Source organism: Nonomuraea sp. NEAU-A123 (assembly GCF_018603905.1).
Classification (GTDB): Bacteria; Actinomycetota; Actinomycetes; order Streptosporangiales; family Streptosporangiaceae; genus Nonomuraea.
The window spans coordinates 67,113-90,485 of sequence record NZ_JAHFZZ010000037.1; the positions used below are offsets into that span (position 1 = coordinate 67,113).

At 66.7% G+C, this 23,373-nt stretch carries 20 protein-coding genes and 2 pseudogenes; 16 read left to right on the forward strand and 6 right to left on the reverse strand.

The window, feature by feature from the left end:
* The first annotated feature begins 8 nt into the window (after positions 1 to 8).
* Positions 9 to 1,220: an imidazolonepropionase gene (gene hutI, locus KLK06_RS55455; protein WP_214643961.1), complete on the forward strand. Its 1,212-nt coding sequence runs from the start codon at positions 9 to 11 to the stop codon at positions 1,218 to 1,220.
* A gap of 527 nt (positions 1,221 to 1,747) precedes the next feature.
* Here the strand turns inward: hutI and KLK06_RS55460 are convergent.
* Entirely contained in the window at positions 1,748 to 2,944 is a 1,197-nt protein-coding gene (locus tag KLK06_RS55460; protein WP_214643962.1) for an RCC1 domain-containing protein, read from the reverse strand.
* A 331-nt stretch (positions 2,945 to 3,275) separates the two neighbouring features.
* On the opposite strand from KLK06_RS55460, the gene KLK06_RS55465 reads away from it, so the two are divergent.
* Together KLK06_RS55465 and KLK06_RS63410 are read left to right on the forward strand one after the other, a co-directional pair.
* Positions 3,276 to 5,885 (forward strand): AAA family ATPase, encoded by a 2,610-nt coding sequence (locus KLK06_RS55465; RefSeq protein WP_214643963.1) that lies wholly within the window; start codon positions 3,276 to 3,278, stop codon positions 5,883 to 5,885.
* A 15-nt stretch (positions 5,886 to 5,900) separates the two neighbouring features.
* A pseudogene (locus KLK06_RS63410) lies at positions 5,901 to 6,083 on the forward strand (transposase); the annotation flags it as partial.
* A 22-nt stretch (positions 6,084 to 6,105) separates the two neighbouring features.
* Here the strand turns inward: KLK06_RS63410 and KLK06_RS55475 are convergent.
* Positions 6,106 to 6,792 carry a MarR family transcriptional regulator gene (locus KLK06_RS55475; protein ID WP_214643964.1) on the reverse strand — a complete coding sequence of 229 codons (687 nt, stop codon included), beginning with the start codon at positions 6,790 to 6,792 and terminating at the stop codon, positions 6,106 to 6,108.
* Positions 6,793 to 6,954: 162 nt separating this feature from the next.
* Between KLK06_RS55475 and KLK06_RS55480 the strand changes: the two genes are divergently transcribed.
* The 5 genes and pseudogenes from KLK06_RS55480 (at position 6,955) to KLK06_RS55500 (ending at position 10,698) form a co-directional block, all read left to right on the forward strand.
* Entirely contained in the window at positions 6,955 to 8,163 is a 1,209-nt protein-coding gene (locus KLK06_RS55480; protein WP_214643965.1) for a cytochrome P450, read from the forward strand.
* On the forward strand, positions 8,160 to 9,095 hold the full coding sequence (locus KLK06_RS55485; protein ID WP_214643966.1) for an ATP-binding cassette domain-containing protein: 936 nt from the start codon (positions 8,160 to 8,162) through the stop codon (positions 9,093 to 9,095). The genes KLK06_RS55480 and KLK06_RS55485 overlap by 4 nt, the downstream gene beginning before the upstream one ends.
* A pseudogene (locus KLK06_RS55490) lies at positions 9,092 to 9,848 on the forward strand (ABC transporter permease). Before KLK06_RS55485 ends, KLK06_RS55490 begins: the two are co-directional and overlap by 4 nt.
* Before the next feature lie 170 nt (positions 9,849 to 10,018).
* On the forward strand, positions 10,019 to 10,276 hold the full coding sequence (locus KLK06_RS55495) for a CopG family transcriptional regulator (RefSeq protein WP_308168958.1): 258 nt from the start codon (positions 10,019 to 10,021) through the stop codon (positions 10,274 to 10,276).
* The gene (locus tag KLK06_RS55500; RefSeq protein WP_308168959.1) at positions 10,273 to 10,698 is read left to right on the forward strand and encodes a hypothetical protein; all 426 of its coding nucleotides are present in this window, start codon (positions 10,273 to 10,275) and stop codon (positions 10,696 to 10,698) included. The genes KLK06_RS55495 and KLK06_RS55500 overlap by 4 nt, the downstream gene beginning before the upstream one ends.
* 270 nt (positions 10,699 to 10,968) lie before the next feature.
* On the opposite strand, the gene KLK06_RS61115 is transcribed toward KLK06_RS55500, so the two are convergent.
* Together KLK06_RS61115 and KLK06_RS55510 are read right to left on the reverse strand one after the other, a co-directional pair.
* Positions 10,969 to 11,115: a hypothetical protein gene (locus KLK06_RS61115; protein ID WP_250907545.1), complete on the reverse strand. Its 147-nt coding sequence runs from the start codon at positions 11,113 to 11,115 to the stop codon at positions 10,969 to 10,971.
* Positions 11,116 to 11,255: 140 nt separating this feature from the next.
* Positions 11,256 to 11,438 (reverse strand): hypothetical protein, encoded by a 183-nt coding sequence (locus tag KLK06_RS55510; RefSeq protein WP_214643969.1) that lies wholly within the window; start codon positions 11,436 to 11,438, stop codon positions 11,256 to 11,258.
* A 175-nt stretch (positions 11,439 to 11,613) separates the two neighbouring features.
* On the opposite strand from KLK06_RS55510, the gene KLK06_RS55515 reads away from it, so the two are divergent.
* On the forward strand, positions 11,614 to 11,859 hold the full coding sequence (locus KLK06_RS55515; protein ID WP_214643970.1) for a GntR family transcriptional regulator: 246 nt from the start codon (positions 11,614 to 11,616) through the stop codon (positions 11,857 to 11,859).
* An 815-nt stretch (positions 11,860 to 12,674) separates the two neighbouring features.
* Here KLK06_RS55515 and KLK06_RS55520 read toward each other — a convergent pair.
* Entirely contained in the window at positions 12,675 to 13,913 is a 1,239-nt protein-coding gene (locus KLK06_RS55520; protein WP_214643971.1) for a DUF262 domain-containing protein, read from the reverse strand.
* 142 nt (positions 13,914 to 14,055) lie between these two features.
* Between KLK06_RS55520 and KLK06_RS55525 the strand changes: the two genes are divergently transcribed.
* The 6 genes from KLK06_RS55525 (at position 14,056) to KLK06_RS55550 (ending at position 18,791) form a co-directional block, all read left to right on the forward strand.
* Entirely contained in the window at positions 14,056 to 15,138 is a 1,083-nt protein-coding gene (locus KLK06_RS55525; protein WP_214643972.1) for a hypothetical protein, read from the forward strand.
* 11 nt (positions 15,139 to 15,149) lie between these two features.
* The gene (locus KLK06_RS55530) at positions 15,150 to 15,746 is read left to right on the forward strand and encodes a hypothetical protein (protein WP_214643973.1); all 597 of its coding nucleotides are present in this window, start codon (positions 15,150 to 15,152) and stop codon (positions 15,744 to 15,746) included.
* Between the two features lie 514 nt (positions 15,747 to 16,260).
* A complete protein-coding gene (locus tag KLK06_RS55535; protein WP_214643974.1) occupies positions 16,261 to 16,941 on the forward strand; it encodes an ISAs1 family transposase in 681 nt (226 codons plus the stop codon).
* Between the two features lie 55 nt (positions 16,942 to 16,996).
* On the forward strand, positions 16,997 to 17,389 hold the full coding sequence (locus KLK06_RS55540; protein ID WP_214643975.1) for a hypothetical protein: 393 nt from the start codon (positions 16,997 to 16,999) through the stop codon (positions 17,387 to 17,389).
* A 170-nt stretch (positions 17,390 to 17,559) separates the two neighbouring features.
* Positions 17,560 to 17,697 (forward strand): hypothetical protein, encoded by a 138-nt coding sequence (locus tag KLK06_RS55545; RefSeq protein WP_214643976.1) that lies wholly within the window; start codon positions 17,560 to 17,562, stop codon positions 17,695 to 17,697.
* A gap of 146 nt (positions 17,698 to 17,843) precedes the next feature.
* Positions 17,844 to 18,791: a restriction endonuclease gene (locus KLK06_RS55550; RefSeq protein WP_214643977.1), complete on the forward strand. Its 948-nt coding sequence runs from the start codon at positions 17,844 to 17,846 to the stop codon at positions 18,789 to 18,791.
* A 107-nt stretch (positions 18,792 to 18,898) separates the two neighbouring features.
* Here KLK06_RS55550 and KLK06_RS55555 read toward each other — a convergent pair whose 3' ends face one another.
* Entirely contained in the window at positions 18,899 to 21,964 is a 3,066-nt protein-coding gene (locus KLK06_RS55555; protein ID WP_214643978.1) for a DUF3427 domain-containing protein, read from the reverse strand.
* Between the two features lie 96 nt (positions 21,965 to 22,060).
* On the opposite strand from KLK06_RS55555, the gene KLK06_RS55560 reads away from it, so the two are divergent.
* On the forward strand, positions 22,061 to 22,948 hold the full coding sequence (locus KLK06_RS55560; protein ID WP_214643979.1) for a phosphorothioated DNA-binding restriction endonuclease: 888 nt from the start codon (positions 22,061 to 22,063) through the stop codon (positions 22,946 to 22,948).
* The last annotated feature ends 425 nt before the right edge of the window (positions 22,949 to 23,373 follow it).

Sequence of the window (23,373 nt, forward strand, 5' to 3'; positions counted from 1 at the left end):
GCGGCACGATGGGAAGCCTCCTGATCACCGGGATCTCCACGCTGGTCACCAACGATCCTCAGCTGGGTGAGGGCCCGCTCGGGCTCATCACGGACGCTGCCGTCGTTGTCTCCGGCGACTCCGGCGACTCCGGCGACTCCGGCGACTCCGGCGACTCCGGGGAGGAGATCGCCTGGGTGGGGCCGGCTTCGCGGGCTCCGGCGGCGGATCGGATGTACGACGCCGGCGGCCGGGCCATGCTCCCCGGTTTCGTCGACTCCCATGCCCACCTGGTCTTCGCGGGGGACCGGACGGCCGAGTTCGACGCCCGGATGCGCGGCCTGCCCTACACCGCGGGCGGGATCCGCACGACGGTGGCGGCCACCCGCGCAGCGAGTGACGAGGAGCTGTCGGCCGGGGTGGCCCGCCTGGTGGGCGAGGCGCTGCGGCAGGGCACCACGGTCATCGAGTGCAAGTCAGGCTACGGCCTCACTGTCGAAGACGAGGCCCGCCTGCTGCGCATCGCCGCGGAGCACACCGACGAGGTGACCTACCTCGGCGCGCACGTCGTACCGGCCGAGCAAGACCCCGATACGTACGTGGAGCTGGTGACCGGGCCGATGCTGGACGCCTGCGCTCCCCATGCCCGATGGGTGGACGTCTTCTGCGAGCGAGGGGCGTTCGATGGGGACCAGGCGCGGGCGGTACTGGAGAGCGGCATCAAGCGCGGCCTCGTGCCCAGGATCCACGCCAACCAGCTCAGCTACGGACCAGGCGTCCAACTTGCCGTCGAACTGGGCGCCGCCTCCGCTGATCACTGCACTCACCTCACCAACGCGGATGTGGACGCCCTGGCCTCCGGGACCACGGTCGCGACCCTGCTGCCGGGGGCCGAGTTCTCCACCAGAGCCCCGTACCCGGACGCCCGCCGCCTCCTGGACGCGGGCGTGACAGTGGCACTGTCGACCGACTGCAACCCTGGCTCGAGCTTCACCACCAGCATGCCGTTCTGTGTGGCCCTGGCGGTTCGGGAGATGGGGATGACTCCTGACGAGGCGGTTTGGGCGGCGACGCTGGGCGGTGCGCGGGCGCTGCGGCGGGACGACGTAGGGCGGATAGCTGTGGGGGCGCGCGCCGACCTGATGCTGCTGGACGCTCCTTCCCACGTCCACCTGGCCTATCGACCTGGCGTTCCGCTTATCTCCGCTGTCTGGCAGCGCGGTCGCCAAGTGGTGTCCTAACCGACTCCACACAGGACTCGCACGGTCTCAACGACGTCGGGCTCTTCGTTGCGGGTCCGGTCCGGTCAGTAAGGGCGGTGGTTCGCACGTCGTGCTCCCGCAGCCGTAGGGCGAGGTGGTCGGCCTGGTCGGTATGGAGCACGACGATGTGGGATTCCGGTCCGTTCGTTACCCGCCGTAGGCCGTTCGCCCGCGCCTGGTCGGTCAGCCGCCCCCGTGCGCCGGGTGGGGCGCCGGGGGCGTCGAGCCAGACTGTCGAACGGAGTGCGGGGAAGAGCTCTCGGAACCGTGCCGAGGTGATCGGGCGGGAGATCACCGCTGCGGCACCGCGGCGACCTTGCCATCCGCGCCGCCTGTGTCGCGGAGGTGCTCGGTGAGCTTGTGGGGCTGATCAACAGGTTCGACCCGAGCCTCGAATGGCGGCTACAGCAACGCTGTGGCCTTCTACCCCGTTATGCGCCGGAATCGTATGTCTCAGGTCACCGGTTGCGGGGTCCACCGGCTGATGGCCCCCGCTTGGTCGGCTTTTAGAGGAATGCCGTGCAGAAAGAGTGGCGCGCGCCGGCCGCGAGTCGACAGACGCGGGCGGTCAGGTTGGTCGTCACGGGCAGGGTCCGATTGATGGTGGTGCCGTCGCCGAGCTGGCCGGTGTCGTTCAGTCCCCAGGCCCGGACCGCGGTGAGACTAAGGGCCTCGATTGCCAGGTTGTGGAAGCCGCCGGCTTCCACATCGGAGGGATTTACCAGGCCGACCCGGACCGGCGTGCTGCGCGGCGTCGTGGTGCCGTCGCCGAGCTGGCCGAAGGTGTTGTCGCCCCAGGCGAACGCCGTGTTCGGCCGGCCCTGGACAAGGGCCAGCGTGTGGCGTATCCCGGCGCTGACATCAATCACCACACCCTGCACCGGCACACGAACGGCTGTGTGCCGTTCGGTTGTGGTGCCGTCGCCGAGCTGACCCTGTCTGTTGTCACCCCAGGTCCATGGCCCCAGGTCGCCCAGTTCCGCGACGGTGTGGGCGCTGCCCCCGTCCACGCGAAATGCCCGCAGCGGGAGCGGTACGCGAACCGGCTGGAGCCGGTTCGTCGTCGTCCCGTCGCCGAGCTGGCCATGGTTGTTGAGGCCCCAGGCCCACAGCGAGCCGTCGCTCAGCACGGCCAGGCTGTGGAAGTCGCCGGCGCTGATTTGCGTGGCCGGTCCCGGCAACCCCTGGACCCGGATGGGCCGGGTCTTGAGCTGGGTCGTTCCGTCCCCGAGCTGGCCGTTGCCATTGCTGCCCCACGCCCACACCACGCCGTCGAAGTCCAGGGCGAGGCTGTGTGCGGCACCGGCCGCGACCATGTTGATGCGCTCCAGGCCGGACACCAGAACCCGGGAAGTCCGGTTGGTCGTCGTCCCGTCCCCGAGCGTGCCGGTGCCGTTGTTTCCCCAGGCCCATACCCTGCCCTGATCATCGAGCCCCAGGCTGTGCGCGGCGCCCGCAGACCCCCCGCCGAAGGTTTTCCCGTCGGGGCTGGGAAGAAGCGTCGGCGTGGACCGGTTGACGGTCGTGCCATCTCCCAACTGCCCTGAACTGTTCTGTCCCCAGGCACGGATGCTTCCTGGAGGGTCGTCGGCCAAGGCCGGGCCGGCGGAGGGCACCGCTGTGACGATGACCGCCAGGACCGTGGTCACCACGTAGGCGGCCCAGCGTCCCCTCCTGTGCCGCCCGAGACTCCGCGTGATCATGCGGTCTCCTCGGCTGCGGTGGGAAACGTGGTCATCACTGCGATCTCCGCGAACTCGTGTAAAGCCATGTGCGCTCCTGATCTCGTGTCGAGGCGGAATTTCCCGCCCCGTCGATATCTGCGTGTCTTTGATCGATCTCCGGACGGCGGTGGGGAGGCGACTCGTGCCGCCGTCTGAGCTCTTCCTCACGTTGTACGGGGGCTGCCGCCCGCCCAGCATCCGTACCGGCTACCGAAACCGGGCTGCGGCGCTACCGATGCCGGGCGGGCGGCGACGGACTCCGGGGCGGCGTACGCCGCACGTGACTCGGTCGAGTGCCAGAATCCAAGAAGTGGACAGGGTCATCCTGGAGCGCGAAGACGAGCTGGCCACGCTGGCCGACGCGGCCCGGGACGCCGCGCACGGCACCGGCACGGTGGTCCTGATCTCCGGCGAGGCTGGGATCGGCAAGTCGAGCCTGGTCGAGGCCATCGGCGGGGTGCTGCCCCCGCAGGCGCGGCTGCTGGTCGGCTACTGCGACGACCTGGCGACGCCGCGGGTGCTCGGCCCCTTGCGGGATCTGATCGGCAGCGTCGGGCCGCAGCTTTCCCAGGCGCTGGAGCAGGGCGACCGGGGCGAGGTGCTGGAGGCTTTGCGCACCGAGTGCGAGCAGGCCGAGCGCCCGATGGTGCTCGTGGTGGAAGACGTGCATTGGGCCGATGAGGCGACCCTGGACGTGCTGCGCTACCTGGTGCGGCGCATCGCGCGGTGGCCGCTGGCGCTGGTGCTGACCTACCGCGATGACGAGCTGGGCAGCGGCCATCGGTTGCGCCCGCTCCTCGGACTGATCGCGGGGGTGGATCGGGTGCGCCGTCTGTGCCCAGCCCGGCTGACCCTGCCCGCGGTACGCTGCCTCACCGCCGCCGCGGCGGCGGGAAGGGGTACGCGCCTGGACGCCGACGGGGTCTACACGGTGACCTGCGGCAACCCGTACTTTGTGGCCGAGGTGCTGGCCGCCGGGGACGCGGCCGGGGTGCCGCTGACGATCGCCGACGCCGTACAGGCTCGGCTGGCGCGTCTGGACCCAGTGGCGCTGGAGGTTCTGCAACGGCTCGCCGTAGTGCCCTCGGCCGTGCCGCGCTGGCTGGTGAAGGCGCTGATACCTGACAATCCGACGGCGCTGGCCGCGGCCGAGCAGCGCGGCCTCATCACGGTCACGCTGAGCGGGGTGAGCTTCCGCCACGAGCTCGCCCGGCGCGTCGTGGTGGAGTCGATGTCGACGATGCACCGGATGGCGGCCAACCACGCCGTGCTGGCCGCGATTCTGACCCGGCCCGACATCGAGGTGGCCCGGGTAGTGCATCACGCGGCGCAGGCCGGCGACACCGACGCCCTCCTCCGGTACGGCCCGATCGCCGCACGCGAGGCGATCGCGGCCGGAGCACATCGGGCGGCGGCGGTGCATCTGCTGCAGGTGCTCGACCTGCACCCGGTGCTCGACCCGCCGGATGAGGCAGACCTGTGGCAGGCGCTGGCGATCGAGAACCACACCATCGACGCCCCGCCCGGCGACACGCTGGCCGCCCAGCAGCGAGCCGTCGGCCTGCGGCGTGGCGGAGACCCGCGCGCCCTGGGGACCTCCCTGCGCTGGTTGTCGCGGATCTGCTGGTGGGCCGGAGACCCCGACGGTGCGGCCGCGGCGGCCGCGGAGGCGATCACCGTCCTCGAACACTGCGACGACGGCCTGCTGGCGATGGCGCTCAGCAACCAGGCGCAGCTGTACGCGCTGGCCGGGCGGGACACCGAAGCCATCGTGGTGGCGCGGCGAGCCATCGCGCTCGGTAGAAACACCCCGGCCACGCTGTCACACGCGCTGAACAACCTCGCCTTAGCGCTCTACCGTCGCGACGACCCGAGCGCGACAGCCACGATGCAGGAAAGCCTGCGGGTGGCACTCACCGCCGGCGAGCCGGAACACGCCTGCCGCGCCTACGTCAACCTCATCGGATGCGAGGTGGAGCGGCTGCGACTGGACATCGCCGGACGCTTCGCGGCCGAGGCCATCGAGTTCGCCGAACGCGCGGAGTTCATGATGTTCGCCTCCTACCTGCAGTGCGCGGTGGGCCAGCTCCGTCTCGTGACCGCTGACTGGGACGACGTCCTACCAGCCGTGCGGAATGCCCTCGACGGTGCGCCACCGGCACGCTGCGCCGCGCTGATCCTGGCCGGCCGCGCCCGGCTGCGCCGCGGCGAGGCAGGCGCGGTGGAGATGCTGCGCGAGGCGTGGCAGCTCGCGCTCCCCCTGCGGGAGCGCCAACGGATTGCGGCCGCCGCCGCCGCGCTGGCCGAGGCGGCGGCGCTCGGCCATGACACCGGCGTGGGCGCCAACGAGCTGCTCGAGGTGTACGAGCTGGCGCGCGACAGCGGCAAGCCGCTCGAACGGGCGGATCTCGGGTACTGGCTGAGCCGCGCCGGCCACAAGACCGACCCTGCGAAGGCGGATCATCCATACGCGCTACTGGCCGCCGGCCGCTGGCGCAAGGCAGCCGAGATCTGGCATGCGGCGGGCTGCCGCTACGAACACGCGCTGGCCCAGGCTGACAGCCCACAGATCGGCGATCAACTGGCGGCGCTCGCCAAGCTCGACGCGCTCGGTGCCCAGCCGCTGGCCCGGCTGGTCCGGGCCGGCCTCAAGCGCTCGGGCGTGACCCGGATTCCGCGTGGTCCCGTGCCCGCGACTCGGGCCAACCCGGCCGGGCTGACTGAACGCCAGACGCAGGTCGTCCAACTCCTCGCTCAGGGCCTGACCAACGCGCAGATCGCGGGCCGGCTCGTTCTGTCGGTCCGCACGGTGGAGAGCCACGTCGCGGCCGTGCTGGAGAAGCTGGGCAGCCGTACCCGCGAGCAGGCCGTGGCCCGCGCCGCCGAGCTAGGCCTGGGGGCCGCGCCGGAAATGATGTGATAGAGACATCCGCCAAGAACCGCCGATAGCGGGCCCCTGCTTCGGGCTCGTACCGGGCTGCCTTGGCGTGACCTGCCCGAGCGGTTCGGTCCGTGGATCACGGTCTACAAGAGGCACCGCCGCTGGTCGGCCGATGGCACCTGGCAGCTGCTGCTGACCGCAATCCAGGCCGAGCAGGACGCCGAGGGCCGGGTGGACTGCGCCGGGTGGGCTGAGCCGATCACGACAGCAACCCGCGCCAACGCTTGGCCGACTCCAGCGTGTCCAGGCTGATCTGCTCCAGGTACGCCCCGCCCTTGGCCAGCCGGCGCCCCACGGGTGTGTCGAGCCCGATCGTCTCCGCCGCCGTCTTCGCGGCCGCCGCCGCCTCGAGCGACTGCTGCGAGCTGATCACCATCGAGTGGTACCAGGTGTCGTCGTCGACCACGTAGATGTCGCGACGTCGCTGCGGATCGCGCTCGCGCCTGATCACCCCCTGCTGGATCAGGTAGCCCACGGCCATGGAGACCGAGGCCGGGCTGACCTTCAGCCTGCGCGTCAGCTCGGCCGCGGTGAGCCTGCCGTCCTCGCTCAGCCACAGGCTGAGGAGCACGCGCGCCATCATCTTCGGCAGCCCCATCCGAACCACCATCTCGATCATCTCGTCGCCCACCTCGCCCACCTCGCCCACCTCGCCCGCCTTGCCGCCCGACGGCCCAGCAGCGGATAGGGGAGTCGGCGTGCCGCGCCGCGCCCGCCGCTCAGTCGCCCGGTGCGCTTGCTCGGGCCGGTAGCCGCCGGGGCCGCCGTTGCGGCCGACCTCCCGGGTGATCGTCGAGGTCGGCCGGTCGAGCCGCCTGGCGATCTCGGCATAGGCGAGTCCTTCTGTGAGGCCGGCCGCGATGCGCTGACGGTCCCGTTGGGTCAACCTTCCTCCTGGCATGACGCCATTGTTGCCTTCGCGGCCATCGATTGCAACGAATCATTGCGTTCGAGTTCAGCGTCATTGCACTGATTTTCGTGCTTTTACCTGTGCAAATGCACTTCTCTAGATTGACACCTATTCTGAATGCAACGTAGCTTTCAAGGCATGTCGAACGCGTACTATCGTGAAGAGCCGGTCGCCCCGTCCTTCGACCGCGCACCCGCCTGCCCCTTCGACCCCGCCCCCGAGGTCACCGCCCTGCGCGCCGAGCAGCCGATCGCCCGCCTGGCCGCGCCCGAGGGCGCCCCCGGCGTCTGGCTGGTCACCGGCTACGGGCTGGTCCGCCAGATCCTCGCCGACCCGCGCTTCAGCTCCCGCTACGAGACCCAGTACTTCCCGATGGCCGGCGGGCATCTGCCGCCCGCCCCCGTCGGCGACCTGACCGGCATGGACGCGCCCCAGCACACCCGCTTCCGCAAGATCCTGGCAGGCAAGTTCACCGTCCGCAGGATGAACCTGCTCACCGAGCGAGTCACCGAGATTACCCGTGAGCGGCTCGACGCGATGGAGCGACAGGGGCCGCCCGCCGACCTCATCGAGGTCTTCGCCCGGCCGGTCCCCGCCCTGATGATCTGCGAGCTGTTAGGCGTGCCGTACGAGGAGCGCGACCAGTTCCGGACCTACACGTGGGCCCTCTCGGACGACCCAGAGCCCGAGGCGCAGTACGCGGCCTTCATCGAGCTCGGCAAGTATCTGCAGGACCTCGCGCTCGCCAAGCGCGCGAAACCGACCGACGACCTGCTCAGCGACCTGGCCACGGGCAGCGACCTGACCGACGAGGAGCTCGGCGGCGTGGCCGCCTTCCTGTTCGGCGCCGGCCTCGACACCACCACCAACATGCTCGCGCTCGGCACCTTCGCCCTGCTACGCAACCCGGCCCAGCTCGCCGCCCTGCGCAACGACCCCGGCCTGGCCGACAGCTCCGTGGAGGAGCTACTGCGCTACCTGTCCATCGCCGCCACCGGCATGCGCGGCGTCCTGGAGGACGTCGAGCTCGGCGGTACGCAGCTCAAGGCCGGCGACACGGTCTTCATCGCGCTCAACGCCGCCAACAGGGACCCGGCCAAGTTCGCCGACCCCGATATGCTCGACCTGCGCCGCTCGGCTGCCGGGCACCTCGCGTTCGGCCATGGCATCCACCAGTGCCTAGGCCAGCAACTCGCCCGCGTCGAGATGCGCGTCGCCTTCCCCGCGCTGCTCACCCGATTCCCGACGCTACGGCTCGCCGTACCGGATGAAGAGGTGCCGTTGCGCACCGACCCTTCGCAGATCTACGGCGTGCGCAGCCTGCCTGTCACCTGGGACCGGGCATGAGCGCGGTCCCTGCTATCTCAGTGGCGGGACTGCGCAAGTCGTACGGCTCGCACCGCGTCTTGGACGGTATCGACTTCACCATCCCGCAGGGCACGATCTTCGCCCTGCTCGGCCCCAACGGCGCGGGCAAGACCACGGCCGTGCAGATCCTGTCCACCCTGATCAAGGCCGACGCCGGCGAGCTCTGGGTGGCCGGGCACGACCTGGCCAGAGAACCCGACAAAGTGCGCGCCGCGATCGGCGTCACCGGCCAGTTCTCCGCCGTGGACAGTCTGCTCACCGGCGGGGAGAACCTGCGGCTCATGGCCGACCTGCTCCACCTCGGCCGTTCCAGAGGCCGCACGCGCGCTCGCGAACTGCTGGAGCGCTTCGACCTCATCGACGCCGCACACAAGCCGGCGGCCACCTACTCGGGCGGCATGCGCCGCCGGCTCGACCTCGCCATGACCATGGTCGGCACGCCCAAGCTCATCTTCCTCGACGAGCCGACCACGGGCCTGGACCCACGCAGCCGCCGTACCATGTGGCAGATCGTCAGGGACCTGGTCCAGCAGGACGGCGTGACCATCTTCCTGACCACGCAGTACCTGGAGGAGGCCGACGAGCTCGCCGACCGCATCGCCCTGCTCAGCCAGGGCGAGTTGGTGGCCGAGGGCACCGCGGAGGAGCTCAAGCGGCTGGTCCCCGGCGGCCACGTCGTCGTGCGCTTCGCCGACGCCGACGGCTACCGCAGGGCGGCGCCCCACGTCGGCGCCACCTCGCGCAATGACGTGGCGCTCACCGTCCAGATCCCCAACTCCGGCGGCGTCAAGACACTGAAGAAGCTCCTGGAGTGGCTGGACGACCAGGTCATCGACGTCGCCGAGTTGACGGTGCACACCCCCGACCTGGACGACGTCTTCCTCACCCTGACCAAGGAGCCCTCCCGATGAGAGCGGTCACCGACTCGGCGACAATGCTGCGTCGCCAGGTCAAACACATCTGGCGTTACCCGTCGCTGGTCCTCACGTTCGCCGGCGTCCCGGTGGTGTTCCTGCTGCTGTTCGTCTATGTCTTCGGCGGCACCATGGGCGCGGGCATCGGTGGTGACCGCGCCGCCTATGTCGGCTACCTAACCCCCGGCATCATGATCACGACGATCGCCGGCGCGGCGCAGGGCACCGCGATCTCGGTGGCCACCGACATGGCCGAGGGCATCGTCGCCAGGTTCAAGACCATGGCCATCGCGCGTCTCGGTGCTCACCGGGCACGTGCTTGGGGCGATGGTGCAGACGTTCATCGCGATCGCGGTGGCGACGGTGGTGGCCGTGCTGATCGGCTTTCGGCCGTCTGCCTCGGTGCTGGGCTGGCTCGGTGTGGTCGGGGTGCTGGCCATGTTCACCTTCGCGATCACGTGGTTGTCGGTCGCGCTCGCCATGGTCTCCAAGAGCGTCACGACGGCCAGTAATCTGCCGATGCCGCTGATGATGCTGCCGTTTCTCGGCAGCGGCTTCGTACCGACTGAGTCGATGCCGGCGGGATTGCGATGGTTCGCCGAGCACCAGCCGTTCACGCCTGTCATCGAGACTCTGCGTGCTCTGCTGGCTGGGCGTACGGCCGGCTCCAGTTTTGTGGAGGCGGCCATCTGGAGCGCGGTTATCGCCCTGGGCGGATACCTGTGGGCGCGCAGGCTCTACAACCGGTGAGAATCGCCGTCTGGCTGGTCACCGGCCACGCCATCACGCACCGTAGTGAGCGCGGGTCGGCCACATCGACAAGTGTGCTGTACGCCGGTGCGAGGTAAGCGCACTACAGCCATAGTAAGGAGAGCAATACCTGGAGTATGGTCTCTTATATGGCGTCTAAGAAGGTAACGGTGACGATCCCCGAGGAACTCCTCGACGAGATCCGCGCGGATGCGGCGGATCGGGGCCTGTCCGCGTACGTCGCCGAGGCGTTGCGCTTCAAGCGCGACCGGGACCGGCTGCTGGAACTGGCGAACTGGCTGGCGGAAGAGTACGGCCCGGTAACCGAAGACGAGCGCGCGGTAGCGCTCGAGGAGCTTGAAGATCTCGACGCCGAGCATGAGCGCCGCCGCGCCGCCGGAAAGCGCGACGCAGGAGAGGCTGCGTGAGGAAACGAAACGGTGAGCAGGGGCAGCAGCCGCTGCGGGTCTTCGTACTCGACTGCGAAGCCTTGTCTCTGGCCGTGCGGGGCGACCGAAAGATGATCGCCTGGCTCGACCTGGCGGCCCAGGGTCAGGCGGAGGTGGTGACATCCCCGATGACGGTGGTCGAGGCGTATGACGGCAGGATCACCGAGCAACGCTGGGACTGGGTGCTGTCCCGGCTCAACGTCGCCGACATCGGCAAGCACGAGGCCCGCCTGGCCCGTCGGCTCCTGACCGATGCCAAGCTGCACGGCCACAAGCACGCGATCGACGCGGTCCTCGCCGTCATTGCACGACAGCAGAAGGGGCAGGTCACCGTCTTCACCTCGGACGTCGACGACCTGGAGAAGCTGGTCCCGGACTCGATCATCGTCAAGAAGGTATGACCTCCTACGCTCCCCTGCCGGCATCAATCTCGCCGTAGTGGCGGTACGGACTGCAGCAGGCGTCCCTGAGCGCTCGGCAACCTGACGTCACGGCGAAGACGAGTTAGCGGGACGGCGCACTCCCGACAGAGAGGGCGGGACTCGATCTTCGAGCCCGGGAGCGTGACTGCGCCCCTGAGTACGAATTCCGGATTGGTCCCGATCAAGGACTCGCACTTCGTTTCCGCAGACGCGGCGGACAAGCCCAGGGAGGCGTCCGCCGCGCTGCTCTCACCGGGCCTCGCCTTGGAGGATCTGATCGAAGGTACGTTTGGCGGCTGCGTTCAACGTCCACGCGGTTTCGCGGACGGTGCCCTTCTCTCGGTCCGTACGGCGGACGAAGCCCTGGCCGGCGGCGGCGCACAGTTCGTACGTCATTTGGCGGCACTCGCAGGTGTGTGAGACCACACGGACACGCTGAGCCCGTTGGGTCGGTTCGTACCAGGTCAGCTTGACATGGCCCGGCTGGGGCGACGCGACGTGCGGACCATGGAAGTCGAGGATGTCATCCCGCCATGTCACCAAGTCCGCCCCTCGAAGATCTCGACGAGGTTCTTGAGCGCGATGTCGACGCGAGCCATGACGAGTTCGCGGATGTGATCGCCGCCTGGAGGCAGCCGGTAGCCGTGCTTCTCGAGTACGGCTTGGATCTCGGCTGTCAGGCAGGACCTGAATCGTAGGTCTGTGATTGGGTTACCCATGGGTCGGACCTCCAGTGTCCGATCAAGGGCCCGTCTTGGCGTTTGGGTCGCGAGGACGGGCCCGACTCCCTTGAAGGTATTGCAGTGCCCAGGCTAGAGCAAACGTCTGCAAACGTCTGCCCCTGATCGCAAACGTGGGCGAGTGATGGGCTACGGATGCGGACATTTACGGTCTATGTTCATGACGATCGACCATGAAGGGCCGGTACCGCTCTATCGCCAGCTCGCAGACCTGCTGCGGACACAGATCGCGGACGGCACACTCATGCCCAACCGGCCGATCCCGACCGAGCAGAGGTTGATGCACGAGCACGAAGTGGGCCGCGACACCGTCAGAAAGGCCATCGCCATCTTGCGCGAGGAGGGCTTCGTCATCGCGATCCAGGGCCGCGGAACCTTCGTGGCCCTCCGTGAGAACTAATCTGAGCAGTCCTGATGCCCACGCTTGGTCGTTCTTCCGCAGTGACGCAGGCGAGTTTTACGCGACCAGGCGCGGTGTCCGACTCTGCAACCCCCAAATCGATGCGGGACTTCAACAGGCGGTGAACGCTAACGAAGTAGCCATGTTCGTGGCGCTGCTTCATGATCAGCAAGGTCGGGGGTGATGTCATGGCGGCCTCGAGCTCCCTACTCGATCATCACGGGTTGCATCTGGCTGCCGCGCACGCCCAGGTCGAGCAGGTGGCATGGGAACCAACTCTGCCGCGTGCCGCTAGTGTCCCGGTCCAGAGGTTCGTGCGCAGTAGTGGCCGATGGCGCCGATGATCTGGTCGGCGTTCTTGGTCCAGATGAACGGGCGGGCGTTTTGGATGTTGCTCATGTGCACGATAGGTACCTGCTCGACTTGATGGCTGTCGAGAGTGTAGGTGTTGCCCTAGCAATACGTTTCGATCAGCAACCGTCCTGCCAAGTGCCACGAGAGCGCCAGTGAGCGTTGCCGCCGGATGTCAGTGGGCTCCGCCACGAAAGTGTCAGTGGCCGGTCGTAGGAAGCCGCGGTGAAAAATTTGCTGATCTCGGCTGCATCGCGCAGTTCGTGGCGGATGGTGACCTGGTTCGCGGACCTTGGAGCGGGTCGCACGTCCCGATGCCCGGCCACTGCTACGGACGTTCCGAGCTCACGATCCCCCGATGTACTTCATGACACGCTCGTTAAACGAACGGCCGAGTCCCGGCTGTCGGTATCGAGATATAGCCCGGTGCGGGCCCCGGACGGGCCCCGCACCGGGCTATTCTCTCAGGATCCGATCTCGGCGTCACGCCAGTTGAGCGGGTAGTCGGTACGGGATGGGCCCTTCAGGAAGAAGCTCCGCCAGGCGAAGTAGGCAATGGCCCGCTTCCGGCGACCGATGTTGGACCGCACCGTCTCGTAGATCGAATCAAGACTGTCCGGCCCGGAGAACAGGTTCAGCGGGTCGTCGCCGGGCTGGTCGAGCAATTCCAGGAGCTCCCCCTGGTGGTGCTGGACGGTCGACCCGGTGTCGGCCTCCTCCCGGGCCTTGCCGAGGGCGGCGAAGAGCGGAATGAGAAAGACGTCCGTGGCATTCACGGCCATCTCCCATTTGGTGCCCTCGTAGCGCTCTTGGACCCGGCAGTTGAGTTCCAGGCAGACCCACTTGAAGTCGTCGCGGCACGCCTCGCTGCCGACCTCGGTGATCCGGGTGTCGAACTTGTCACTGGATCCTTCCCCCTCCTCCAGCACCAGATTGCGTGTCTTGACGTGTGGATCACAGTTGACGTACGCCGTGATGCTGTCGATGAGGAGTTCGTACCGGTAGTGCGCCGGCGCACTCGGGGAGGCAGGAGTGTCCTTGGGGCGCCGCCCGCGAGGGCGCGGCATCTCCTTCTCCTCGCGTTCGGTGAGCAACGTGATGCCCCACTGCTCGAACGTGGCTCGCACGTCGCTTCGTGCGACCTCCAGTAGGTGCCTTGGGCTGACCTTCTGCTGACCCACGTTAAGCACCATGAACAAGCGGAGCTTCTCGTCGCTGTCCAGCCCGCGCCACACCTGCTCGACCAAGGGCTGGTTGAGGAAACTGTCTAGGCCCAGCGGCGTCTGGCTTTGGCCCTCCATCTCCTTCAACTGCGTCTGTACCTCACGGGCCGGCTTCTCGCCGCGCTCCAACGCCAGCAGCCCTTCGGCAGCGACGGTGAGTACGTGCGTGCGCTGAAGCCCATCCGCGATTTCGTACGCGCCATCCGACCTCTCGACGGTCACGATGGCGGGTAGAGTGCCGCCTCTTAGCAGATCACGCAGCATGCGCTTCTTGATCGGGTTCTTGCTGATCTCGATCTTCACTCGTTGGAAGGCCGAGTCCGGGATCTTCTCCGGAGAGATTGACCGGCTGACGGGATCGTAGACACCGAACCTGGCGAGGTACTCACCGACCGTCTCCTGCCGCATGGTCCAGGTTGCCCCGGCGGTGGCGAGGTCATGCACGGGCGTACCCAGCGTGGGCGTTTCTGGCTTGATCATGGTCTCTTCTGCTTCCCTACAAGGAATGAATCAACTGCAGCGAGCCGCCCCCTTGGCTTTAGCGCTACATAGACGGTAGCGCTAAATTTGCCTTAGCGCTGCGGGATGCGGCCAACAGGAAATCGGGCCCGATCAAGTCAACGTGGCAGACATTGCTGAGGAATTTTCGCATACCGCCCCCACGCTTTCGAAACGCGACGGAATGTCGCTTCTGGGCCTTATGGGCCTTCTGGTGTTTTTCTGGTATCGAGGCGCATTGATCGCGTTTCACGGGGCCGCAGAATACAGTCATAGACTGCTAAATGGAGTGCATTTTAAAAATATTGCGCCAATTCTGAAGACATGGCATTCTCTGCAAAACGCGCCCGGGATTGGCTTGGGCTCTGCTCCTGGGAGGGTGCCCGTGCCTAGAGTCTTCGACCCGGAGGACCTCGCTGATCGACTGCTCGCGAACGAAGAGCAAGCCGACCGAGCCGCCGACTCCTACCGTTGGGAAAATGCGGATCTTCTTGCGGCAACTCTTCCGGAAGGGGAGGCGACCGACGCCGAGGTGAACGAGGCGCTCGAGGTGGTCTTGGCTGCTCTTGAATCACGAGGCTCGGGCATCACGAAGCCGACCCTGCGGGGATGGCTCACCGTCGCCCGTCGCAATCCGCCCGAGGTCCGCAACGGCGTCTCGCTGACGGCCGCTCAGGAAGCCGGTGACCGGCCAGAACGTTTTGAGTGGTTCGCCGAGCACGGAGCTTCCCTTTCGAAGCGTCAGGTCCGCCGCCTGCGCGGCGACCGTAAGATCGACAACCCGGTGACCAGCAACAGCTCCATCAGCGAGCGCCAGGCAAAGGTGGCTGAGCTTCTCGGCGGCATGTCGGCTGCACACGTCGAGGAATTGGCGCAGCGGCACCCTGAGGCTGCCCGAGCCCTTATGCGCGCTGCGACGGCGGCCGGCACGCGGGCGCGTCAGGAAGTGGACGGGGCCGAGGGCATTCGCGGGCAGCAGGTGGGCGATGACCTCGCAGAGTACATCCACAATGCCGACCTGGGGCTTCGGCGTCGTCTACACGCGGTGTTCACGCGAGACGAAGTACCGGAAGGGATGCGGGGCGCAGTGCTACTTGCGCTGTCGCGGCTCGAGCAATCGGCTGGCTGGACGAAGGCATGGGCGAGTGGCCAGTCGGGTTCGCTCATCAGCGACCTCGAGACTTTCCTCTCTGAAAGAGAGGCATGATGAGCCTATGGATGGCGGGCGTGCGGTCCCGTATCCAGAAACTGCTTGACTCCCACGACTACTTGAGTCAAAAGGAAATCCAGCGCAAGCTTGGGCTTGGCTATCGCACGGTGAACCTGGCACTCAACAGTCCGCCTAACCCAGTCCTCGGCGAGACGCCTTTTGCTCGCACGGACAACCCCGAACCCGGTGCCCAGTGGGTGTGGTTTGCGGTTCGTCCTGAGCACCCACTCGCTCAGCGGGAATTCGTCATCAAGACGAAGACAGCGCACACGCAACTTCTGAAGGTGCGGGACCAGCTACTACGGCCCGCGATCAATGCAGGCGCGACGGCAACCGGTGATGGCGATGACCTCGACCAGTCTATGGAAAATCTCGACATTGCTATCCGAATGCTCGAGAGGGCCAGGAGCGCCGGCGCAAGGAAGGCCGAGAACATTCGCGTGAAGCGGGAAAACGAGGCGAGGAGTCAGGAGCTTGATCGGGAGGAGGCTGTACTCAAGGCTAGACGCGAAGAGCTCGAGAAGGAGGAGACGGAGTTCAAGCGGCGGAGGCGGGAGTTCACCGGGGCCGCGGAGGACAGCGGCCCGCGAAGCGCGCGGACGTGACCGTCACTGACGATGCCTCCTACGGGTGCTATTTCGCGCGGGAGAAACTGGCGCGCGGCGCCGCTAGGCATGGCTGTGTCGAATACACGCGGAGCCTGCGGGGAGCAAGGATAAAGGCGCAGGTCAGAGCCGATTTCAAGGATGCCCTGTAAAAGCGTCGGCTCAGCCTACGTAAGTTCGAACCTTGCACCTGCCACATGCAGTAAGCGCAGATCAGAGGCCCTACGGGGCCTCTTCTGCATTTCAGGGGTGTGCAGTCGCCAGGGCTTGAGGAGTTCTCGGATGTTGAGATGGCCAGGCGCGGCATTGCTGGTCACGGGTCGATCGCGCACGGCGTGGCGTCGGCGTGAAATGCACCAAGACCCCGTAGAACGGCGGTTCTCACACCAAAGCCGACCGACGGGTCTCGTTGTCCGTGCAGTTTGCCATGCCGCCTGCCCTGTCCGTCATCACGACGGTCGTCGGCGACGCGGGCTAGCGTGGACGCCTGACCGCAGGCGGCATGAGCGTGGGTATGGCCGATCTCCGCCAGGTGTGGGCCCAGATCCCTGATCCCCGGGATTGGCGCGGCCGATGGCACCCGCTGGTTGTCATGTTCGCGCTGGTGCAGGCGACGCTTGTGTCCGGCGCCCTGTCGTATGCGGCGACCCGGCACTGGATCCGCACAGTCCCTCAAGAGGTCCTGGAGCAGATCGGCGCACGGCATGACCGTCGGACAGGTCTGTACCAGGCACCGCACCCCGACACCGTGTGCCGCACCATCGCGCAGGTCAACACCGCACAGGTAAACGCCGCCTACGCAGCTCACCGGGCCGCCCAGATCCCCGATCTGGACGACGACCCCGACGAACTGATCCCCATGACCGTCGACGGCAAGACCCAGCGCGGCACCGCCACCACCGGTAACGCGGCCCAGCACCGACTCGGCGTCCAATTCGCCCAGGACGCCATCGTCATCGCCCAGATCGACGTCGACTCCAAGAGCAATGAAATTACGGCCTTCGAGCCGCTGCTGGACCAGATCGGCTGCCTGAAGAATGTGGTGATCAGCGCCGATATGCTCCACACTCAGCGTGATCGCGCCCGCTACCTGCACCGGCGCGGCGCTTTCTACGTCCTTCCCGTTGGCGGAAACCAAAAGGGCCTGTTCGGCCGGCTCGACTCACTGGCCTGGAACGAGATCCCGATCGAGTGAGTGGACCACCTACGACAACGGTCACGGCCGCAACGAGATCCGCACCATCCAGGTGATGCCCACACCTCCCAGTACCCGATTCCCGCACGTCAAGCAGGTCTTCCTCATCGAGCTATACGTTTACGACCTGGCTTGGAAACCACTGTCGAAGGTCGCGGTGCAGCGCGTCACCGACCTTGTCGGCAAGCAGGCCGGCCCCGGCGACTCGCCGAACTCGTCCGCGGCAAGTGGTCGATCGAGAATAAAGATCATTACGTCCAGGACGTTACCCTCGACGAGGATCGCTGCCGAGTCCGCACCGCCTCGGCGCCATCCATTTTTGACGACCATGCGCAGTTACGCGATCAGCGCGTTACGCCTGCTCAACTTCACCAACATCGCCGAAGGCACCCGTTGGGCTCGCGACGACTTCCGCAACCCACTGATCGCGCTCGGTCTCACGATGTGAGAACTCCTTCAGCCCTGACGGCGTACGCAGCCTGCCCGTCACCTGGGACCGGGGATGAGCGCGATACGGATCCACACGGTCCCCGGTATCTCTGTAGCGGGACCGCGCAAGTCGTACGTGAGCTGGGCAGGTCCAACACGGTTGCGGCTTGGGCGGCGCCGTGTGTCGCGGTGGCGAGTCAGGTCACCTGGACTGCGACGGCCCCGGTCAAGAGCAGCTCCTCCAGGGGTGTCGTCGTCTCCGGCACCGCCAACTTCGCCCTCGGCCTGGCCATCGGCGCACCCAAGACCGTGGTCGCCGCCCCTTAACTCTGCCCAAGCGGCTTCCTGATGAACAGATCGGATGCCAAATATCGATGTCCGATTTGGAAGTAGGTGGAACAGATAAGAAGTTGACCCAGAATCTAGCCATGTGCCACAGTAGATCACCGCTTAGATGATCTACGGGAGGAAGCATGGTTTCGCCGTTATCCCCGGACCCGCACGAATGGTCCCTCCAGCCGAACCAGCAGATCGAACGCAAGAAGCTGCACGAAGACTTCGGCGGACGCACGCAGGGCGGCATCGGTCCGTCTAGTCGCACCCCGAACGTCTTCGTCTTCACCGATCCCATCGCTGGTGAGAAGCACGGCTACTTCGACGGCTGGATGCCTGACGGGCTGTTCCACTACAGCGGTGAAGGGCAGTACGGCGATCAGCGCATGATCTCCGGCAACGCGAGCATCCTCAACCACAAGCAAGAAAGACGCGCCCTACGTGTCTTCCAAGGCGCCCGCGGCACCGTCACCTACCTCGGCGAGTTCGAGGTGGACGAGAAGGACCCCTGGTACGAGGCAGACGCGCCGGAGACCGGTGGTGGTCCGCTGCGCCGAGTCATCGTCTTCCGACTGCGTTCTATCGACGCCACCATCCAACCGCCACAGACCAGCCTGGCCCGACTACTAGAAACCACCAGGGACCAGGTAGAAGAACTGCCCCTGGAACGGCAACTTACGGAGCGTACGTTCGTCAACCCGGCCCGGGAGGTCTACGAGGCCGAGCGCAAGGAGGCCAGCCTGGTGCAAGCGCTGGCCGACCACCTGCGCGGCAAAGGCCACGCCGTCAACCGGCAACAGATACTTCCCGACGGGGAAACTAGGCCACTGTTCACGGATCTGTTCGATCGAAATCTCGGTCTACTCGTAGAGGCGAAGGGTAGCGTCACCAGGCAAAACGTCCGCATGGCGATCGGTCAGCTTTCCGACTACGGCCGATTCCTCCCCGACGCCACACGAGCTATCCTGCTACCCACCGAGCCACGCTCCGACCTGATCGAGCTAGCCCACAGCCAGAACATCGTGATCCTCTGGCCTATAGGCAAGCGCGACTACAGCAGTAGTCGAGCGGACTTCGCCCTGGAGTAGGAAGACTGAGGCCAGGACGCTCAACGTGCGTATTTGTTGGGGTGCGTCCAGTTAACTGGACGCACCCCGCGGATGACCGCCGACCAGCGGCGGAAGCTATTGTCGCCTCAGCCCGCGGTGGCCTTGGCGTAGTGGAACACCTCGGGTGGGAGCCGGTGGTTCAGGCGCCATACGAAACGGACAGGCCGTTCACCCTCGTGGCTCTCGTATCGCATGGGACCGGCGTAGGTGTACGGCGGAGCCCCCAGCCCTTCGTCGCGCTTGGACTGCCGGATCAGGAGATGAACCGTAGATCCCCCCGTCAGATAGCGGCGAGCGGTGGCGGCCGAGGACCGCAGGGTGCTCTGCGACTCCCACTGGAACAGCTCCTCGCTGATCGCCCGATCATGGTAGAGCGTGGTGGGGGAGTAGTGGTCCTCGGACTTGTCGATGGTGACGAAGAACAGATCCGCCTGGTGCTCCTCGACGTACTTGACCCCTTCCCGCATATGCGCAGGCCTGTCGATGCCGAAGGCGGCCAGTACCTCGTTCTTGCTGTAGTGGGCATGGACATGCAACGGCACAACCGGGTCCAGAGGCGGGGCCACGTGACGGATCCCCGAGCGGAGTACGTCTGCCAGTTCTTTGAGCTCCGCGGCGCGAGCACCCGTGAGTCGCGCGAGCCGGGCCTCCATACCGGAGCCGGGCTCGCTGCCGCCCCACAACATCGCATCCAGCATGGCCATGAGGCGTAGCTCGCGCGGTGACTGTGGAGTTCGGCCGGCCAGCACCTCGCCTAAGAAGGCGAGACGCTCCACGTCGTCAATATGCAGCATTCTGCCGAAAGCCCGCCCGAGCCCTTGGTCAGGGGGCGCAGCTTCGAGACCCGCGGTATGCCGCAGGGAGGCCCAGCCCTGACGGCGTCGGTAGAGATCTTCTACATCCAGCCCGGTCTCCTGTAGGAATCCGGACATACTGACATCACCGAGTTCGCGAAGCTCGCGCGCCAGATCTCGCCAATTCAGGCTGAGCGCTTGCCGGACGTTCTCGAGGACCAACCGGCGCACATCACGGTCCAGGTCGATCACGCAGCCGGCGGGCAGCGTCGGAAACCCCTGCTCGATCTCCCGTGCGATTCCGGTACGGCTGGCGCCGGTGAGGGCTCGATACCGCCGGTCGAAGCGGAACTGCTTGTGCTGATGGCCGACGAAGTCGAGCACGGTGAGGCACGGCTTGTCGTCGGCCAGCCGCAGGCCACGCCCGAGCTGCTGTAGGAAGACAGTGGCGCTGTCGGTGGGGCGCAGGAAGAGCACAGTGTCGATCTCCGGAACGTCGACGCCCTCGTTGAAGAGATCAACGGTGAACACCGCGTTGACCCGGCGGTCTCTCAGATCTCGTAGCGCCTGGGAACGTTCGCTTGCCGAACTCTGCGCGGTGACAGCCACCGAGGGAAGCCCGGCTCGGGTGAAGCGGTCGGCCATGAAGCGGGCGTGCTCGATGCTTACGCAGAAGCCGATGGCCCGCATCCGCCCAACATCGCCGATCTTGCGGTGTAGCGTCTCCAGCACCACGGCAACGCGGCGGTCGTTACCCGTGTAGACCCCCGATAGCTGGCCCATGTCATAACCCTGGCCCCGGCGCCAGCCGACCTCACGCAGGTCAGTACCGTCGTGGACGCCGAAATACTGAAACGGGGCCAGGAGCCCGCGCTCAAGCGCCTCCCACAAGCGCAACTCGGCAGCGATCCGGCCGCCGAACCAGTGTTTGATGTCCTGGCCGTCAGCGCGTTCGGGTGTCGCGGTCAGCCCCAGGAGTACCTTCGGCCGCGCCGCAGACAGCAGGTGCCGGTATGTGGAGGCTTCGGCATGGTGGAACTCGTCCACGATCACCATGTCGAATGCGTCCGGGTCCGGCAGCGGGTTGGCGTGCAGCGTCTGGATCGAGGCGAACACGTGCCGCCACTCCTCGGGACGGGCGCCGTCGACGTACAACTCGCCGAACGTCTCATCCCGCATCACCTGCCGGAAGGTGAGCAGACTCTGCCGCAGGATTTCCGCACGGTGCGCGACGAACAGCAGCGACTCCGCCTGCCCAGCCGCACGCAGACGCCGGTAGTCCAATGCGGCGACCACGGTCTTGCCGGTGCCCGTGGCCATGACGACCAGGTTCCGCCAGCGGTCGTGGATCTGCCGTTCAGCGGCGAGCTCGTCGAGGATCTCCTGCTGGTAGGAGTAAGGGCGGACGTCGACGTGCGCAAAGTCGAGCACGATCGTGCGGCCGCCAGCCCGCTCAGCAGACAGGGCGCGGTCGAGCCGCTCGGCGTCCTGTGCCGGATCGTAGGGCTCGAACGACGGATCACCCCAGTAGTCGTCGAAAGTGGCGGTGAAAGTATCGATCAGGTGGGGTTGTTCGGCCTGGGCGAGCCGTACGTTCCACTCGAGCCCATGGCTGAGGGCAGTTTGCGACAGGTTGGAGGAGCCCACATAGGCGGTGGACAAGCCGCTAGCCCGATGAAACAGCCAGGCCTTCGCATGCAGCCTGGTCATCCGGGTGTCGTAGGAGACGCGGATCTCGGCGCCCATGGCGGCCAGTCGGTCCAGCGCGAGGCGGTCGGTGGCGCCGATATAGGTGGTGGTCACCACTCTCAGCTGGTCGCCGCGCGTGAGGAACTCTTCGATCGCCTCTGCGAGTACCCGTACGCCGTTCCACTTCACAAACGCGCACAGCAGATCCACGCGGTCGGCGGAGGCCAGCTCGCGCTTGAGCTCATGGCCAATCTCCGGCTGCCCTCTGCCGTTGACCAGCAACGCGCTACCTGTGAGGGGAACCACTGGACGTGCGGGAAACCGTACTTGGCCAGCCGCGTCCCGGCTCCTGGCGATGCCCAGCAGTTCCTCGGCGGCCTCCACGAGTTCCTCGGGCGCGGCAGCCTCAGGCACCAGATCGCCGATGAGGTCAGCGATTCGGTTGACGATCTCCACCTGCCGGCCCAGCCGAATAGCGTCGTTTTCGCCCCGTACGGAACGCAGTGCACGACGGGTGAGCGCGGCCAGATGCCGGGCCAGCGTCTCGTGGGAGTCGGCGATGTCCAATGACCGCCGGTCGATTAGCTCGCGATCGGGTATCGCTTGCAGCAGGGCGTCAACCTCACGGGTGATCAGATGTTGGTAGATGCCCGGCTGAAGATCGGTCACCTCGGCACTATAGGGTGTGGCCGGCTGCGGCGAGATCCGAACGTCAACGACCGTCTGTTCTGACGCGACCGGAAGATCGCCCTACACTGGCCGATCGTGGACTGGATCGAGCGGGTCGCCGAGATCCGGCGCTGGACCAGAGGTGGCGAGCGGGCACCGCACAAGCCGCTCCTCCTCCTGTACGTCCTGGGTCACTTCCAGCGGAACGGCAACAGGCCCATCCCGTTCAGCGCCGCGGAGGCCGAGCTCAAGAAACTGCTCAAGGAGTACGGCCCACCCCGCGACACCAGCCCCGGCTACCCGTTCCATCACCTGACGAGCGACGGCCTCTGGCTGGTCGATACCCGTCACGGCCCAGGCAGCCCGGGCCCAGAGCTGGGTCGGTTGCGCGACAGCCAGGCCAGCGGCCGCCTCCACCCTGACCTGGCCCGTGCGCTGTCGGAGGAGCCCGGACTGTTAGCCCGGATGGCCCGCTACCTCCTCGACGCCAACTTTGCCCCGTCTCTTCAGGCAGACCTGTGCCTGCTGGCTGGCCTGGATCTGGAGACGCTGGAAACCGGTGGAGAGATCAGGAAGCCGCCGGTCGTACGCCGTGGCGCGGGCTTTCGCGACCAGGTGCTCATGGCCTACGAGTACTGCTGCGCATTCTGCTCCTACGACGGCTGGCTGGACGGTGCGGTGGTTGGCTTGGACGCGGCGCACGTGCGTTGGTGGGCCTTCGACGGCCCCGACGATCTGGCCAACGGGCTGTGCCTGTGCGCGATCCACCACAAGCTGTTCGACAAGGGCGTCCTCGGACTGACCGCAGAGCGGACTATCGCGGTCTCGGCCAGGTTTGTGGGACGGTCGCAGGCGTCCCGCGATATGGTCCTGATCCTGGCAGGACGCCCGGTACGGGTGCCGCAGTCGGGCCTGGACGCAGTTGAGCAAGACCACATCGGCTGGCATGGCCGCCAGGTCTTCCGCACACCCGCCCGCGGCTGAGGCTATGCAGCTGGTTACCACGCCCGTGCGGACCACGTTCGCCTTCACGGCCTCATCCGTCCACATCGTCTATCGTTACCGCGCCGAGGCGAGGCAGTTCGAGCCCCCGTTCCAGACCGCCACGGACTTCGCCGCGATCGACGCCGATTCTGTCGGGCGGCCACACGTAGCCCAAGGCCGCCCGATCAGGCCGCTATTACGTATCACGACCGCGACCGAGGTTAGCGCTGTGTGCGGCTGCGGCGTGGACCGAGCGTGCAGGCTGGTCAGCTCTTCGACTGCTTGCAAAGCCTACGTACACAGATTGAATGCGTAGAGTCTTAGCCTCGTGACGGATCGCTTTTGGTGCGGTACGACCGAGGTATGCGGTACGGGCAAAGGGGTGGGTACACGCCTGCGGAGCAGGAGCGGCGGGAGTGTGTACG

Excerpts from the sequence above, each read along its gene's own strand:
- hutI (WP_214643961.1), top strand. The coding sequence starts at position 9 with ATGGGAAGCCTCCTGATCACCGGGATCTCCACGCTGGTCACCAACGAT.
- KLK06_RS55460 (WP_214643962.1), bottom strand. The coding sequence starts at position 2,944 with ATGATCACGCGGAGTCTCGGGCGGCACAGGAGGGGACGCTGGGCCGCC.
- KLK06_RS55480 (WP_214643965.1), top strand. The coding sequence starts at position 6,955 with ATGTCGAACGCGTACTATCGTGAAGAGCCGGTCGCCCCGTCCTTCGAC.
- KLK06_RS55485 (WP_214643966.1), top strand. The coding sequence starts at position 8,160 with ATGAGCGCGGTCCCTGCTATCTCAGTGGCGGGACTGCGCAAGTCGTAC.
- KLK06_RS61115 (WP_250907545.1), bottom strand. The coding sequence starts at position 11,115 with ATGACGTACGAACTGTGCGCCGCCGCCGGCCAGGGCTTCGTCCGCCGT.
- KLK06_RS55510 (WP_214643969.1), bottom strand. The coding sequence starts at position 11,438 with ATGGGTAACCCAATCACAGACCTACGATTCAGGTCCTGCCTGACAGCC.
- KLK06_RS55515 (WP_214643970.1), top strand. The coding sequence starts at position 11,614 with ATGTTCATGACGATCGACCATGAAGGGCCGGTACCGCTCTATCGCCAG.
- KLK06_RS55520 (WP_214643971.1), bottom strand. The coding sequence starts at position 13,913 with ATGATCAAGCCAGAAACGCCCACGCTGGGTACGCCCGTGCATGACCTC.
- KLK06_RS55530 (WP_214643973.1), top strand. The coding sequence starts at position 15,150 with ATGGCGGGCGTGCGGTCCCGTATCCAGAAACTGCTTGACTCCCACGAC.
- KLK06_RS55535 (WP_214643974.1), top strand. The coding sequence starts at position 16,261 with ATGGCCGATCTCCGCCAGGTGTGGGCCCAGATCCCTGATCCCCGGGAT.
- KLK06_RS55540 (WP_214643975.1), top strand. The coding sequence starts at position 16,997 with ATGCCCACACCTCCCAGTACCCGATTCCCGCACGTCAAGCAGGTCTTC.
- KLK06_RS55550 (WP_214643977.1), top strand. The coding sequence starts at position 17,844 with ATGGTTTCGCCGTTATCCCCGGACCCGCACGAATGGTCCCTCCAGCCG.